The sequence below is a fragment of the Vibrio sp. SG41-7 genome, from assembly GCF_014164465.1.
Taxonomy (GTDB): Bacteria; Pseudomonadota; Gammaproteobacteria; order Enterobacterales; family Vibrionaceae; genus Vibrio; species Vibrio splendidus.
The window spans coordinates 43531-57616 of record NZ_JACJFF010000017.1; the positions used below are offsets into that span (position 1 = coordinate 43531).

Here is a 14086-nt window from a genome sequence, read left to right on the forward strand (position 1 = left end):
GTTAGTGACTACTTAGCTTTTCTTTGTGCTTGTTGAGTTGGCGGACGAGTTTATCAACCAATGAATCAATCGCGGCATACATGCTTTCATCAGTTGCTGTCGCATGGATTTCCCCCTGATTTATATGCAGGGTAGCTTCCGCGATTTGATTGATTTTCTCAACTTTTAAAACAACCTGAACGCTATTGATATGATCAAAGAAGCGCTCAAGTTTGTCGAATTTAGTGCGAACATAGTCTTGCATTGAATCGGTAAGATCAACGTGATGGCCTTGAATATTGATTTGCATAGACTTTCCTTTTCAGTTGGTTGCCAGGTTATAACTAAATTAATAGTTAACTAAATTAGCTTATAGCAGGCGTTTACGCTGACTCGATGGGGCAATGCCCAGAGACTCACGGTATTTCGCTATGGTACGTCTAGCTACCTGAATTCCTTGGTCAGCCAGTAAAGCAGCAATCTTACTATCACTGAGAGGCTTCGCGGTATTTTCCGCTGCGACAAGCTTCTTAATCAGTGCGCGAATTGCTGTAGATGAACATTCACCGCCATTGTCAGTGCTGACATGGCTTGAGAAAAAGTATTTGAGTTCGAAGATGCCACGTGGCGTGTGCATGAATTTTTGAGTCGTCACACGAGAGATCGTGGATTCGTGCATATCAACGGCTAACGCAACATCATTCAGAACCATTGGCTTCATCGCTTCTTCGCCATGTTCGAAGAAATCACGCTGATGTTCAACAATGCATCGCGCAACTTTGAGTAGCGTCTCATTTCGGCTTTCTAAGCTTTTGATTAGCCATTTTGCTTCTTGCAAATTTGAGCGAATGAATTGGTTGTCTGCGCTGCTGCCCTTACTACCAAGAGCGGCATATTGCTGATTTACTTTCAGCTTAGGGACACTATCAGGGTTAATGGTGACTAACCATTTTCCAAGATCTTTGAACACCGTTACGTCAGGAACCACATATTCAGTTTCGTCCGGTGTGATTTTACTGCCAGGTCGAGGATCCAATTGCTGAATCAGCTGCAGAACTTCACGTAGTTCCGCTTCTTTCAGTTTGGTTTCTTTGATGACTAATTTGTAATCGCGGTTACCGAGTTGGTCGATGTGGCTAGTAAGTACTAACTTAGCTTCGTTAAGCCAAGGGGTATCCTGGGGAAAGGTTGCCAGTTGTAGTAACAAGCAATCTTGTAGGTTCACTGAACCGACACCCAGCGGGTCAAACTGCTGAACTCGTTTGCGGACAGCTTCAATCTCATCAAGCTCTACTTCTTCGCTATCGAAGTTTTCAAGGATATCTTCACAAGATACGGTGAGGTAGCCATAGTCATCAATGGCATCAATCAGCGCGAAAGCAATGCTTCGGTCAGTTTCAGAGAATGGTGTTAGGTCGAGTTGCCAAAGTAGGTAATCGTGTAGGCTTTGAGTCGTTTCGCCTTGATAAACAGGCATGTCGTCATCAATCGCAATACCAGTGTTACCTGTGTTGGCGCTGTAGACGTCTTCCCAAGTTGTGTCGATTTCTAGTTCGTTGCCAATTTCTGATTTTTCGATTAAGTCTGAACTATCAGGTAAATCTTGCTCTGTGGCTTCAACTGTTTCTTTCTCGTCACTGCTAGGTTTCTCTTCCGATGTAGGCGTATCTTCATTGCCTTCTTCGACATCGAGTAGTGGATTAGATTCAAGTGCTTCTTGAATCTCTTGCTGCAAATCTAAAGTAGACAATTGCAACAAACGAATCGCTTGCTGCAATTGAGGAGTCATTGCTAACTGTTGGCCTAGCTTAAGTTGTAATGAGGGTTTCATTCAGTGTGACTTACCTAGTTATTATTCTTAGAACTCTCGATACTCTCTATATAATCATAGACGGAATTGTTCGCCTAGATAAACTTGTTTAACTTGTTCGTTATTGAGAACATCTTCAGGAGTACCCTCAGCGATCAGGTGTCCTTGGCTTACGATGTAAGCTTTTTCACACACATCTAATGTTTCACGAACGTTGTGATCGGTAATCAAAACGCCCAAGCCGCGATCACGTAGGTGAACAATGATTTTCTTGATATCGATAACTGAGATCGGGTCAACACCGGCAAACGGTTCATCCAGCAGAATGAATTGCGGGTTTGCTGCTAGAGCTCGAGCAATCTCCACACGACGACGCTCACCACCTGACAGAGCCATACCATTACTGGTGCGGATATGTTGGATGTGAAACTCTTCTAGAAGGTCTTCCAGCTTATCTTGGCGCTGCTCGTTAGTCATCTCATCACGGGTTTGTAAAACGGCCATGATGTTGTTCTCAACAGACAATTTACGGAAAATCGATGCTTCTTGCGGTAGGTAACCGATACCAAGACGAGAACGACTGTGCATTGGCAAGATACTGATGTCACGGTCGTCAATGCTGATAGTTCCTTCATCACGCGCAACCAGGCCAACTATCATATAGAAAGAGGTCGTTTTCCCCGCACCGTTAGGGCCAAGCAGACCAACGATCTGGCCTGACTCTACCTGCAAGCTTACATCGGTAACAACTTTGCGCTTGCTGTAGGTTTTCGCTAGGTTTTTTGCTTTAAGAACAGCCATCGTTACTTATTCACTTCCGTTGGTTGTAAAACCGTTGACACTCGTTTGTTTTCACCACTGTCAGCGACTAATTTTTGAGAGCCGATCTGGTAGGTGATCTTAGAGCCACGAATGATGCTGCCATCTTGAGATAGCATTGCATTCTTAGTCATGATCAATTTGTCGGCAACAAGCTGGTAATGTAAGTCATCAGCTTCACCGTAGAGTGTCTTCCCGTCGTCAGTCAGTTGAGAGAAGGTCGCTGGCTTACCGAAGCCTTGAATTTCTTCAATCTCACCGTTTACGGCGTTGCGGGTAACAATAACCTTATCGGCATTGATATTGATGCTGCCTTGCTTAAGGTTTACATCACCAAGGAAAGTCACTTGGTTACTTTTCATATCCAATTGCTGGCTGTCTGAGTCAATGTAGACAGGTTGCTCGCTATCCGAAGAAAGGGCATAGACATTAGGCGCCGCAAGGGTCAAAGCGAATAAACTAAGGTGTAAGAGTTTCATATCTACCTTGAACAGAATTAAAGAGGGTTGCATTGTTGGTACCGAAGTTACCTTTCATTGCTTGTCCCTCAGTTTCAAAAAATGTACCGATCATATGGACCGGAGTCTCTGAATAAAAATCTCGGCTAGGCAGCTCAACAACCATTTTATCTGTGGTCATTGTATCGAAGCTGGCTTCTGGCAACAGGTTCTTTGCCACGACGTTGTCATAAAACGTGACAACTTGATTCTCATCCATAATCGCGCGATCAGCGGTGACTTGCCATTCAATCGTGTGCCCTTCTCGGAATACCGAAAGAACCGGGTTTTGAAAGTGCGTATCGCCAACCACTGAGTAGTGCTCTAAATACGTCGATTCAACCTGATAGCTACGAATACCGCTTTCGTCATAGCTAATGTTGTTTAGACTTTTGCCACTAAACGCGGGCAGCTCCAAATTTGGAGCCACTTGTATCGTTGATGTTTGCTCTTTGTCGTACAAGTAATAGGTCGACCAAGAGGCAATAAATATGAGTATTAAATAGATAATACGAGTAAAACTCATATGCTTAAACCTTTATGCACGTCGAGTTCATTTCTTGCTTGTAAAATAAGGTCGCAAACTTCACGTACCGCACCGTGACCACCGTTAATGGTTGTCACGTAATTTGCACGCTTTGCAAGTAGTGGATGACCATCTGCAACACATACTTTCAAGCCAACTTTTTCCATCACAGGCCAGTCGATCAGATCGTCTCCGATGTAGCCCGTATTTTCAGGATTTACAGAAAGCTTATCGCAAATATCTTGGTATGCCTTAACTTTATCATCCTGACCTTGGTAAATAAGCTTAATACCGAGAGCGGTCATTCGATTCTCAACAATTTGAGATTTACGGCCAGTGATGATCGCGATTTCGATACCGGCGTTCATCAGTGACTTAATGCCATAGCCATCACGAGTGTGGAAGGTTTTCAGTTCTTCACCGTTGTTGCCCATGTAGATGCGACCATCTGAGAATACGCCATCGACATCGCAAATAAGCAATTTAATCTCTTTCGCTACGGCAAACACTTCTGAATCTACCGTGCCGTATAGAGTTTCGACTGTCTGTGTCATTACATTACTCCTGCTTTCAGTAAGTCATGCATGTTTAACGCTCCGACTAGTTTGCCTTCATGGCACAGCATTAGGCCATTGATGCTCTTAGCTTGCATCAAGTTCAAACCCTCAACCGCGAGCATGTTTGGTTCTGCTACCGTCGGATTTAGCGTCATCACGTCGCCGATCTGCGTATCATGGATATCGATGCGCTTGTCTAGGATACGGCGCAAATCACCATCAGTAAAAATACCGGCCATTAGACCGTCTTCACCTACGACTGCCGTCATCCCCAAGCCTTTTTGAGATATCTCCAAAAGAGCGTCTCGTACCAATGCTTCCGGTGCTACCACTGGGAGTGCATCGCCCGTATGCATGATATCTTCAAGCTTCAATAATAGTTGTCGACCCAAAGCGCCGCCAGGGTGGGACAAAGCAAAATCTTGCGCAGTAAAGCCTCTGGCTTGTAAAAGTGCGACGGCTAATGCATCACCCATCACCAAGGTTGCCGTGGTGCTGGTTGTTGGTGCAAGCCCTAATGGGCACGCTTCTTCTGGCACTGATATTTGTAAATGAATATCAGACAAAGTCGCCATGTTTGATGCTGGCTTACCTGTCATGCTGATAATCTTGATGTTCAAACGCTTCAATACCGGGAATAAGCTTAGGATTTCACCTGATTCGCCAGAGTTGGATATTGCTATCACAACATCGCCAGCCCCGATCATTCCTAAGTCACCGTGCGCAGCCTCCCCTGGGTGTACGAAGAAAGCGGATGTCCCAGTACTTGCTAATGTTGCTGCTATTTTTTTGCCAATGTGGCCAGATTTTCCCATGCCCATCACAACCACTTTGCCTTTGTTGTTCAGGATAAGGTCGCAAGCATTGCAAAAGTCATCATTAAAATATTGGTCCAATTGAGTAAGACCTGCAACTTCGGTTTCCAAAACTTGCTTTGCAACACTGCGATAATCGAATGACTGAGACATTAAATACTCCAAGTACGGGAAGTTAAATCAATAATTAAGCTGACATGTTCATAAGTAGGTAAGCTTGGTAGGCCACGAATGTCACTATTAACACACCGCCTTCAATACGATTCACACTACGTGATTTACCTAGTGCCATTACAACAAGAAGTAGCGATACACCTAGCATTACCCAGAAATCACGCCCCATCGCAAACTCGCTCAAGACTGAAGGGTTGAGGATGCCAGGGATACCCATAACAGCAAGAATGTTGAATACGTTCGAGCCAATGATATTACCCACGGCCATATCATCCTCACCCTTCATTACGCCAGCAAGTGATGCTGCTAGCTCAGGCAGGCTTGTACCAACGGCAATAATGGTTAAACCAATCACAAGGTCGCTCATGCCAAAGAATTTCGCGATAACAACGGCGTTATCAACCAACATGTTGGCAGCTAGAGGCAGAATAATCAGACCAACTACCACCCACATTGCAGCTTTAGGGTTGCTCACGCCTTCAGGAACTTCAGATTCTTGTTCTTCAAGGAAGGCATCGCCGTTCTTTTTCTCACTGCGGCTGATTTGCAGCATCGCGAATAAGAATGCGGCAAAAAGAACAAACAATAATACGCCTTCGTAGAACCCTAAATGGTTGTCCCACAGCAAAGCGCCCGCTAGTAGAGTGACACCAATCATCAATGGTAGTTCACGGCGAATCACACCAGAGCTTATTGATAGCGGTTTGATAAGCGCTGTAATACCCAAAATCAGTGCGATGTTGGCGATGTTTGAACCGAGAACGTTACCTACAGCCGTATCTGTTTTTCCATCAAGAGCAGCTGTTGCTGAAACCATCATTTCAGGAGCCGAAGACCCCATTGCTAGAATCGTCATACCGATAACTAATGGTGAGATACCAAAGTTGCGAGCAAGAGCAGCGGCGCCGTAAACCAGCTTATCTGCACTCCACACCAAAAAACCTAGAACGATCATAAGAAACGCAATCGCTTCAAGCATGATGATTCCTAAAAAATTAATAAAAAACGGAGAATTAACCGCTAATTTTGACCTGTTGCTAGATAAAAGGGAAGTCACTCGACAAATTAATTACCAGTTAGCAGGCAAGAAAGAGAGCTCAATAGATAATTTTCTAATGCTTTCAAATCCCTGCATAGATTCCTGTTTAATATGAATTAATTGAACAGTGCTTTTAATTCTAAAGTAGACTCATTATTATTGCAGCCATAATTGGCGTATTTTAAAGCAAGGAAACAACAAAAATATGTTGAACACTGAGCTTGTGAAAGTTAAGAACCTCAGCTTCTCACGCGGTGAGCGCGTTATCTTTGATGACATCAGTTTAGAGGTGCCTCAGGGGAAAATAACCGCAATCATGGGCCCGTCAGGGATCGGTAAAACGACCTTGCTGCGTTTGATTGGCGGACAATTACCGCCAGATGAGGGCGAAATTTGGTTTGATGGCGACAATATCCCTGCATTATCACGTCGTAAGCTATATCAAGCCCGCAAGAAAATGAGCATGCTTTTCCAATCGGGTGCACTTTTTACTGATCTTAATGTCTTTGATAATGTGGCGTTTCCGCTGCGAGAGCATACTGAACTTAACGAAAAATTCATTCGTACCATCGTATTACTTAAGCTTGAAGCCGTAGGGTTACGAGGTGCTGCGCAATTGATGCCGAGTGAATTGTCTGGTGGGATGGCGAGACGTGCCGCGTTGGCTCGTGCGATCGCATTGGATCCAGAACTCATCATGTACGATGAACCATTTGTTGGCCAAGACCCGATCACTATGGGCGTCTTGGTTGAGCTGATCCGCAATCTCAATCAAGCTTTGGGCTTAACCTCTATTGTCGTTTCTCACGATGTGCCTGAGGTGATGAGTATTGCCGATTGGGTTTATCTGATGGCTGATGGAAAAATCATTGCTGCTGGTGCGCCTGATGAGTTGTACAACAACAGCGATCCGAGAGTGCAGCAATTCTTGCAAGGTGACGCGGATGGTCCTGTGCCGTTTAGGTTTCCTGCGAAGAGCTTAAAAGAGGATTTGTTTTAATATGATTGTTAAAGCTATTGCGGGTGCCGGTAAGCGAACACTTGCGATCTGTGAGTCATTTGGTCGAGCAAGCCTGATGTTATTCGGGGCTTTGTTTGGCATCCCGAGACTAAAGAATTTCCCTCTATTCGTTAAACAACTTTATAGCGTTGGTGTTCAGTCATTAGCTATCATTTTAGTTTCGGGTTTGTTTATTGGCATGGTGCTCAGCCTTCAAGGCTATGTCGTGTTAATTGACTACGGTGCTGAAGGTAACCTTGGTCAAATGGTCGCGCTTTCACTGTTACGTGAGTTGGGCCCAGTGGTGACTGCGTTATTGTTTGCAGGCCGCGCAGGTTCAGCATTAACGGCTGAGATCGGCTTAATGAAAGCAACTGAACAGATCTCTAGCCTTGAAATGATGGCCGTCGATCCTCTCAAACGCATTATTGCGCCACGCCTTTGGGCCGGGCTTATCTCAATGCCACTGCTCGCGATGATCTTTATGGCGGTCGGGATTTGGGGGGCTCAGTTAGTTGGTGTTGATTGGAAGGGCATTGACCACGGCAGTTTCTGGTCAGCGATGCAGTCTTCCGTTGAGCCAGGTCGAGATATTGGTAACAGCACGATCAAATGTATGGTCTTTGCTATCACAGTAACTTGGATCGCACTTTTTAATGGTTATGATGCGGTACCGACCTCAGAAGGTATTAGTCAGGCAACCACACGCACTGTAGTGCACTCTTCTCTAGCGGTATTAGGGCTAGATTTTGTTCTTACCGCATTGATGTTTGGGAATTAATCATGCAACAAACTCGAAAATTAGAATTATGGGTCGGCACCTTTGTTATTGTCGGAATTTGCGCAATCTTAATCATGATCTTTCAAGTCGCTGACGTAAAAGGCTTAGGTTCGAACCATACTTACAATCTAAAAGCGACTTTTGACAACATTGGTAGCCTAAAAGTTCGCTCTCCAGTGAAGGTGGGTGGCGTCGTTGTCGGTCGAGTTAAAAGTATTGAGCTTGATAGCGAGAGTTACCTTCCTGTCGTTGATTTATCTATTGATGCGAAGTACTCACAATTTCCAGATACCTCTAGTGCTCAAATCTTAACGTCTGGCTTAATCGGTGAGCAGTACATCAGTCTGGTTCCTGGCTTCATTTTTGATGATGAAGAGATGTTGGTTGATGGTGATTCTATTGAAGACACCAAGTCAGCATTAGTACTAGAAGATTTGATTGGCCAAGTGCTGTATAGCGTTGGTGGCTCTGATGACAGCGAAGCTAAGGAGTAAGATGATGTTGAAAACTATTAGTCATTTAAAAGATATTAGTCATTTAAAAGCTATCGGTTACTTGAAATCAATGTTTATGGTAGCAATGGCTTCACTTGTTTCTGCTCAAGTCTTTGCTTCAGAATCGATTGATCGCACTCAGCCTTATCAGATGATGACGCAAGTTGCTGAAGTGGCATTTGATCGTTTGAAGAGTGAGCAAGAGAATATCCAGCAAGATCCTGAGTTATTGAAGGTCATTGTGGAAGAAGAGTTGATGCCCTATGTTAATGCTCAATATGCGGCTCTTAAACTGCTAGGTCCAAACTTGAAAGGCGCGGATAGAAAAGACGTAGGCGTGTTTATCGATGCGTTCCGTAAATACCTTGTATCTTCTTATGCTCAAGTACTGACTCAGTACTCGGATCAGACGATTGAATTTGGTCCTGAGCCAAAAATCAAAGCAGATAGCCGTATTACCAGTATTAAGGTTAGTATCATAGATACGCCGCGACCAAACATTAAGCTTGAATTTAAGCTACGCAAAGACAAGAAGTCGGGCGAGTGGAAGGCGTTTGATATGGTTGCTGAAGGTATTAGCCTATTATCGAGCAAGCAATCAGAGTGGAATACTAAAATTCGTCAAGAAGGCATCTTACAAGTTGCCGATGAATTAGAGAAACTTGCAGCACAACCGATTCGTTTTGAGAGTAATAAATAATGAGCCACTCTCAATGGCAAGCACTAAGCTCTAAAGAGTATCAGCTGCTCGGTGATATAGACCGAGACAGTGTCCCTGCAATCTGGCGTATATTGGAAAAGTGGCAAACGACGGAATCGAGCGTTGAAATTGACCTTAGCCATATAAATCGAGTCGATTCAGCAGGAATGGTGATGCTAATTCACTTATTAGAGCATGCAAAAAATCAAAACTGTCATATAATGCTCAGTTTCGTGCCAGAACAATTACGAACGTTGTTCCAATTGAGCAATATCCAGCCAATGATGGCAGAACACATAAAAAATTAGGCAGGAGCTATTTGTGGACAGCACAAAAGTACAAGAATTATTAGCAGCGGCACTGAACCTTCAGGAGATTTTCGTGAAGGGTGAAGGCAGTCATTACGAAGTTGTTGCGGTTGATGCATGTTTTGATGGCATGAATCGAGTTAAGAAGCAGCAACTAATCTACGGCCCACTAATGGAATACATTCAACGCAATGACATCCATGCTCTTTCTATTAAGGCTTTCACGCCAGAAGAGTGGGAACGTGATAAGAAACTGATGTCACTTTAAGGTTTATGATGGAAAAGTTTCGAGTTATTGGATCGGATAAGCCGTTAAGCGGTGAAGTGACGATCTCAGGCGCAAAAAATGCAGCGCTACCTATTTTATTCGCCTCAATCCTTGCTGAAGAGCCGGTTGAAGTGAGTAATGTTCCTCACCTACGTGACATCGATACTACGATGGAACTACTTAAGCGTTTAGGCGCAAAAGTATCACGTAACGGTAGTGTTCATGTTGATGGCAGCGAGATTAATGAATTTTGTGCGCCTTATGATTTAGTAAAAACAATGCGTGCTTCTATTTGGGCTTTAGGTCCTCTAGTCGCTCGTTTTGGTGAAGGTCAAGTGTCACTTCCTGGTGGTTGTGCAATTGGCGCTCGACCTGTTGATTTACATATCCATGGCCTAGAGCAACTAGGTGCGACCATTAAGTTGGAAGATGGTTATGTAAAAGCAAGTGTTGACGGCCGTTTGAAAGGCGCGCACATCGTGATGGATAAAGTAAGTGTGGGTGCCACCATTACTATCATGTGTGCAGCAACGCTAGCGGAAGGTACAACTGTATTAGATAACTCAGCGCGTGAGCCTGAGATTGTTGATACGGCTGATTTCCTAAACAAACTAGGTGCTAAGATTTCTGGCGCAGGTACAGACACGATTACTATCGAAGGCGTTGAACGTCTTGGTGGTGGTCATCACTCTGTGGTTGCTGACCGTATCGAAACGGGTACGTTCCTTGTTGCTGCTGCTGTTTCTGGCGGTAAAGTGGTTTGTCGCAACACCAACGCTCATCTTCTTGAAGCTGCATTAGCGAAGCTTGAAGAAGCGGGTGCGAAGGTTGAAACGGGCGAAGACTGGATCAGCCTTGATATGACAGATCGTGAGCTGAAAGCGGTGAAAATCGTAACAGCACCTCACCCAGGTTTCCCAACTGACATGCAAGCACAGTTTACTCTGCTCAACATGATGGCGAAGGGCAGTGGCGTTATTACTGAGACTATCTTTGAAAACCGCTTTATGCACATTCCTGAATTACAGCGAATGGGCGCAAAAGCGGAAATCGAAGGCAACACGGCTATCTGTGGTGAAACTGAGAAGTTAAGCGGCGCTCAAGTAATGGCAACGGATCTTCGTGCATCTGCGAGTCTAGTTATTGCTGGCTGTATTGCCCAAGGCGAAACTATCGTTGACCGTATTTATCACATCGATCGTGGCTACGATAAGATTGAAGATAAACTTTCAGCTTTAGGCGCAAACATTACACGATTTAGCGAGTCGAACTAACTTAGGTTAGTGGATTCATGAATCAGTAAGATGAAAACATAAAAGTCGGAACCTTGGTTTCGGCTTTTTTATAGTTGTATTTACCGCAAGTGAATCTATTGCCTATTTTGTGTGAATAGATGAATCAACTTGGCGGTTGTGAGGAGCAAAATGATAGCAGTATTACGTATTTTCGCAGTGGCGATATTTGCGATTCTTATGTTTGTATTTGGTTGTGGCTATTGTCTATTAAGCCCACGTAACCCGAAACACGTATTTACCTTTGGCCGTTATTTCGGTCGCATGTCGAAAATCTTTGGCATGAAGTTAGAGCTTCGCATCCCGGAAGATGCTTACTCTCGTGGCCAACATGTTTACGTTGCAAACCACCAAAACAGCTGGGATCTATTTACGATTTCATCAGCGGTAACACCTAAAGTTGTGACAGTAGGCAAGAAAAGCCTAGCGTGGATGCCTCTTTTTGGTCAGCTATACTGGTTGACGGGTAATATCCTAATCGACCGAGCTAATCGCAGCAAAGCGGTAGGTACGATTGACCAAGTGGTTACTAGTCTAAAAGAGAGTGATGTTTCGGTTTGGATGTTCCCTGAGGGGACTCGTTCTCGTGGTCGTGGTTTGTTGCCATTCAAAACGGGTGCTTTCCATGCTGCGATTGGCGCTGGCTTACCTATTATCCCTATCGTGTGTAGCTCAACTGGTGGCGTGAAGCTGAACCGTTGGAACAATGGTCATGTGATTGTTGAAATGCTACCACCAATCAGCACTGAAGATTACGATAAGTCTAATGTTCGTCAACTGGCTAACTTAGCCCGTGAGCAGATGGCTGCTAAGCTTGAAGAGTTAGACAAAGAAGTGATTGAGCTTAATAAGAAGTAATCATCTAAGTGAAATGATGAACAATAAAAAAGGTTGCCAATTGGGCAACCTTTTTTGTATCTGATAAACGCTCAGCTTCATGCCAACTTGTTTACTAGAAACCGTTTATTCTAGAGGAAGAACCTATTTGCGAACCGCAATAGCTTCGATCTCGATACCTACATCTTTTGGTAGACGAGCTACTTCAACACATGAACGTGCAGGGTAGTTTGCAACACCGTGCTCATCAAAGAACTTACCGTAAACTTCGTTTACTGTGCCGAAGTCGTTTAGGTCTTTAACGAATACCGTTAGTTTTACGATGTCTTTTACAGTCAGGCCAGAAGCTTCAACAACCGCTTGAACGTTGTCTAGAGATTGGCGAGCTTGCTCTGCGATATCAGCAGATACTTCACCAGTTGCTGGGTTTACTGGGATTTGACCAGAAGTCAGAACCATATTGCCAAGGTCAACACCTTGTACGTATGGGCCGATTGCAGCTGGAGCAGATTCTGTGTGAAGTACTTTAGTCATTGGTTATTCCGTCAGTTATTGGATAAAAAGCAATTTTTAGTGTGCCTTCAAACTCAGGATAGGTAAAGAGCAAAATACCCCGCACAGGCGAGGTATTGAATAGTTTTTGCGTTCGATCGGCGTTGCCGTATGACGTTATCTTTCTGTCACGATCTCACGAGAGAATACTTTTTCGCAGTACTTACACTTCAATCGAATATCTTCTTTCTTTTCAAAGATCTTAAAGCTGCTTTCTACAGGCTCATTGTGAGTAATACAGTTGGTGTTTGGACACTCAAACACATCATTGATTTGCTCAGGAAGTTCTAGTGGTAGCTTCTTAACCACTTCGTAATCTTCGATTTGGTTTACCGTTGCGTGAGGTGCGTAAAGTGCTAACTTGCTCGCCTGTTCTTCAGTGATAAAAACATTCTCTATCTTGAGTAAGTCTTTGCCGCCTAGAGCAGAAGATGGCAGGTTTAGGCCAATCGTTACTCGCTGATTTGAGTTATGCATGTCGAACAGTTTGAGTACCTTGATCCCGATGTTGGCTGGGATATGGTCGATAACCGTTCCGTTCTTGATTGCTTCAACTTTTAATTGAGTCTCTTTAGACATGATATCTCTCCTCTACAGCGTTTCGTTAAGAACAAGGGCTAGCAGTGCTTCACGTGCGTAAACACCGTTCTCTGCTTGCTGGAAGTAGTAAGCGTAAGGTGTTTTATCGACATCGACAGTAATTTCATCAACACGAGGAAGAGGGTGAAGAACCTTTAGGTTATCACGTGCATTTTCCAGCATCGGAGCAGTCAGGATGTACGCTGATTTGATGTGCGCGTATTCCGATTCATCGAAGCGCTCTTTTTGAACTCGAGTCATGTACAAGACATCAAGCTCTGGAATGACATCTTCCATGTCTGTCAGCAGTTGATACTTGATACCCGCTTCATCAAGTTCTTCGCAAATGTAGTCTGGCATCGCCAGTGCTTCAGGTGCCACGAAATAGAAACAGATGTTATCGAACTTCGCTAGCGCTTGAGTCAACGAGTGAACCGTACGGCCGTACTTAAGGTCACCAACGAATGCAACGTTGAGGTTGTCTAGGCGACCTTGTGTCTCAGCGATAGAGAATAGGTCTAATAGCGTTTGTGTCGGGTGTTGGTTTGCGCCGTCACCCGCGTTAATAACCGGTACACCGTTAGAAAACTCAGAAGCCAGACGCGCAGCACCTTCTTGAGGATGACGCATTACGTAAGCATCAACGTATGAAGAGATAACCTGTACCGAGTCTGCTAGCGTTTCGCCTTTCTTCGCCAGTGAGGTGTTACCACCACTGTCGAAACCAATCACATCACCACCGATGCGTTGAATAGCCGTTTCAAAAGAGAGACGAGTTCGCGTTGAAGGTTCGAAGAAGCAGCTGGCAACAACTTTGTTCTTGATGAGTTCTGGGTTTGGTTCAGCCTTTAGCTGACCTGCCGTTTGAACAATTAATTCTAGCTCTTCACGAGAAAGCTCTGGAATTGAGATGATGTGCTTTTGATAGAGCGAATTCGCCATGATCTTCTTCCCCACAATAATGTATTGGCCATAAAAAAGCCCCCCATAATGGGAGGCTTTAAAAAAGTGCTGAAAAGCAGAATAGACGGCCTGGCAAGCATGCTAGCTTGCGAGCAA

At 44.3% G+C, this 14086-nt stretch carries 19 protein-coding genes; 8 read left to right on the forward strand and 11 right to left on the reverse strand.

Annotated elements, in window-relative coordinates; genetic code table 11:
* Position 1 precedes the first annotated feature (1 nt).
* From hpf to H5300_RS07040, 8 genes are read right to left on the reverse strand one after another with little or no spacing between them, the layout of a single operon-like run.
* On the reverse strand, positions 2 to 289 hold the full coding sequence (hpf, locus tag H5300_RS07005) for a ribosome hibernation promoting factor (RefSeq protein WP_004735302.1): 288 nt from the start codon (positions 287 to 289) through the stop codon (positions 2 to 4).
* A gap of 60 nt (positions 290 to 349) precedes the next feature.
* A complete protein-coding gene (locus H5300_RS07010) occupies positions 350 to 1810 on the reverse strand; it encodes an RNA polymerase factor sigma-54 (RefSeq protein WP_004735303.1) in 1461 nt (486 codons plus the stop codon).
* Between the two features lie 54 nt (positions 1811 to 1864).
* Entirely contained in the window at positions 1865 to 2590 is a 726-nt protein-coding gene (lptB, locus tag H5300_RS07015) for an LPS export ABC transporter ATP-binding protein (protein ID WP_004735304.1), read from the reverse strand.
* 2 nt (positions 2591 to 2592) lie between these two features.
* Positions 2593 to 3087: a lipopolysaccharide transport periplasmic protein LptA gene (gene lptA / locus H5300_RS07020; protein WP_004735305.1), complete on the reverse strand. Its 495-nt coding sequence runs from the start codon at positions 3085 to 3087 to the stop codon at positions 2593 to 2595.
* Positions 3068 to 3631 (reverse strand): LPS export ABC transporter periplasmic protein LptC, encoded by a 564-nt coding sequence (gene lptC / locus H5300_RS07025; RefSeq protein ID WP_004735306.1) that lies wholly within the window; start codon positions 3629 to 3631, stop codon positions 3068 to 3070. Before lptC ends, lptA begins: the two co-directional genes overlap by 20 nt.
* Positions 3628 to 4185, reverse strand: coding sequence for a 3-deoxy-manno-octulosonate-8-phosphatase KdsC (gene kdsC, locus H5300_RS07030; protein WP_004735307.1), 558 nt, complete (start codon positions 4183 to 4185; stop codon positions 3628 to 3630). The genes lptC and kdsC overlap by 4 nt, the downstream gene beginning before the upstream one ends.
* Positions 4185 to 5156 carry a KpsF/GutQ family sugar-phosphate isomerase gene (locus H5300_RS07035; protein WP_004735308.1) on the reverse strand — a complete coding sequence of 324 codons (972 nt, stop codon included), beginning with the start codon at positions 5154 to 5156 and terminating at the stop codon, positions 4185 to 4187. Before H5300_RS07035 ends, kdsC begins: the two co-directional genes overlap by 1 nt.
* A gap of 34 nt (positions 5157 to 5190) precedes the next feature.
* The gene (locus H5300_RS07040) at positions 5191 to 6156 is read right to left on the reverse strand and encodes a calcium/sodium antiporter (protein WP_182795708.1); all 966 of its coding nucleotides are present in this window, start codon (positions 6154 to 6156) and stop codon (positions 5191 to 5193) included.
* 265 nt (positions 6157 to 6421) lie between these two features.
* On the opposite strand from H5300_RS07040, the gene mlaF reads away from it, so the two are divergent.
* The 8 genes from mlaF to H5300_RS07080 all read left to right on the forward strand — a co-directional run bounded on the left by mlaF (position 6422) and on the right by H5300_RS07080 (position 11917).
* A complete protein-coding gene (gene mlaF, locus H5300_RS07045; protein ID WP_004735311.1) occupies positions 6422 to 7216 on the forward strand; it encodes a phospholipid ABC transporter ATP-binding protein MlaF in 795 nt (264 codons plus the stop codon).
* 1 nt (position 7217) lies between these two features.
* Positions 7218 to 7997, forward strand: coding sequence for a lipid asymmetry maintenance ABC transporter permease subunit MlaE (gene mlaE / locus H5300_RS07050; RefSeq protein WP_182795709.1), 780 nt, complete (start codon positions 7218 to 7220; stop codon positions 7995 to 7997).
* Positions 7998 to 7999: 2 nt separating this feature from the next.
* Positions 8000 to 8491 carry an outer membrane lipid asymmetry maintenance protein MlaD gene (gene mlaD / locus H5300_RS07055; protein ID WP_017089961.1) on the forward strand — a complete coding sequence of 164 codons (492 nt, stop codon included), beginning with the start codon at positions 8000 to 8002 and terminating at the stop codon, positions 8489 to 8491.
* Between the two features lie 70 nt (positions 8492 to 8561).
* Entirely contained in the window at positions 8562 to 9191 is a 630-nt protein-coding gene (locus H5300_RS07060) for a phospholipid-binding protein MlaC (RefSeq protein WP_125458498.1), read from the forward strand.
* Positions 9191 to 9499 (forward strand): lipid asymmetry maintenance protein MlaB, encoded by a 309-nt coding sequence (locus H5300_RS07065; protein ID WP_004735315.1) that lies wholly within the window; start codon positions 9191 to 9193, stop codon positions 9497 to 9499. Before H5300_RS07060 ends, H5300_RS07065 begins: the two co-directional genes overlap by 1 nt.
* Before the next feature lie 13 nt (positions 9500 to 9512).
* On the forward strand, positions 9513 to 9767 hold the full coding sequence (gene ibaG, locus H5300_RS07070; protein WP_004735316.1) for a BolA family iron metabolism protein IbaG: 255 nt from the start codon (positions 9513 to 9515) through the stop codon (positions 9765 to 9767).
* 8 nt (positions 9768 to 9775) lie between these two features.
* Positions 9776 to 11041 carry a UDP-N-acetylglucosamine 1-carboxyvinyltransferase gene (murA, locus tag H5300_RS07075; protein ID WP_004735317.1) on the forward strand — a complete coding sequence of 422 codons (1266 nt, stop codon included), beginning with the start codon at positions 9776 to 9778 and terminating at the stop codon, positions 11039 to 11041.
* A gap of 150 nt (positions 11042 to 11191) precedes the next feature.
* Complete coding sequence (locus H5300_RS07080) at positions 11192 to 11917, forward strand: 1-acylglycerol-3-phosphate O-acyltransferase (RefSeq protein ID WP_182795710.1); 726 nt, start codon at positions 11192 to 11194, stop codon at positions 11915 to 11917.
* 123 nt (positions 11918 to 12040) lie between these two features.
* Here the strand turns inward: H5300_RS07080 and H5300_RS07085 are convergent, their stop codons facing one another.
* From H5300_RS07085 to pyrB, 3 genes are all read right to left on the reverse strand, one after another.
* Entirely contained in the window at positions 12041 to 12430 is a 390-nt protein-coding gene (locus tag H5300_RS07085; RefSeq protein ID WP_004735319.1) for a RidA family protein, read from the reverse strand.
* Between the two features lie 135 nt (positions 12431 to 12565).
* A complete protein-coding gene (pyrI, locus tag H5300_RS07090) occupies positions 12566 to 13027 on the reverse strand; it encodes an aspartate carbamoyltransferase regulatory subunit (RefSeq protein ID WP_004735320.1) in 462 nt (153 codons plus the stop codon).
* Between the two features lie 12 nt (positions 13028 to 13039).
* Complete coding sequence (gene pyrB, locus H5300_RS07095) at positions 13040 to 13969, reverse strand: aspartate carbamoyltransferase (protein ID WP_004735321.1); 930 nt, start codon at positions 13967 to 13969, stop codon at positions 13040 to 13042.
* Positions 13970 to 14086: the final 117 nt, after the last annotated feature.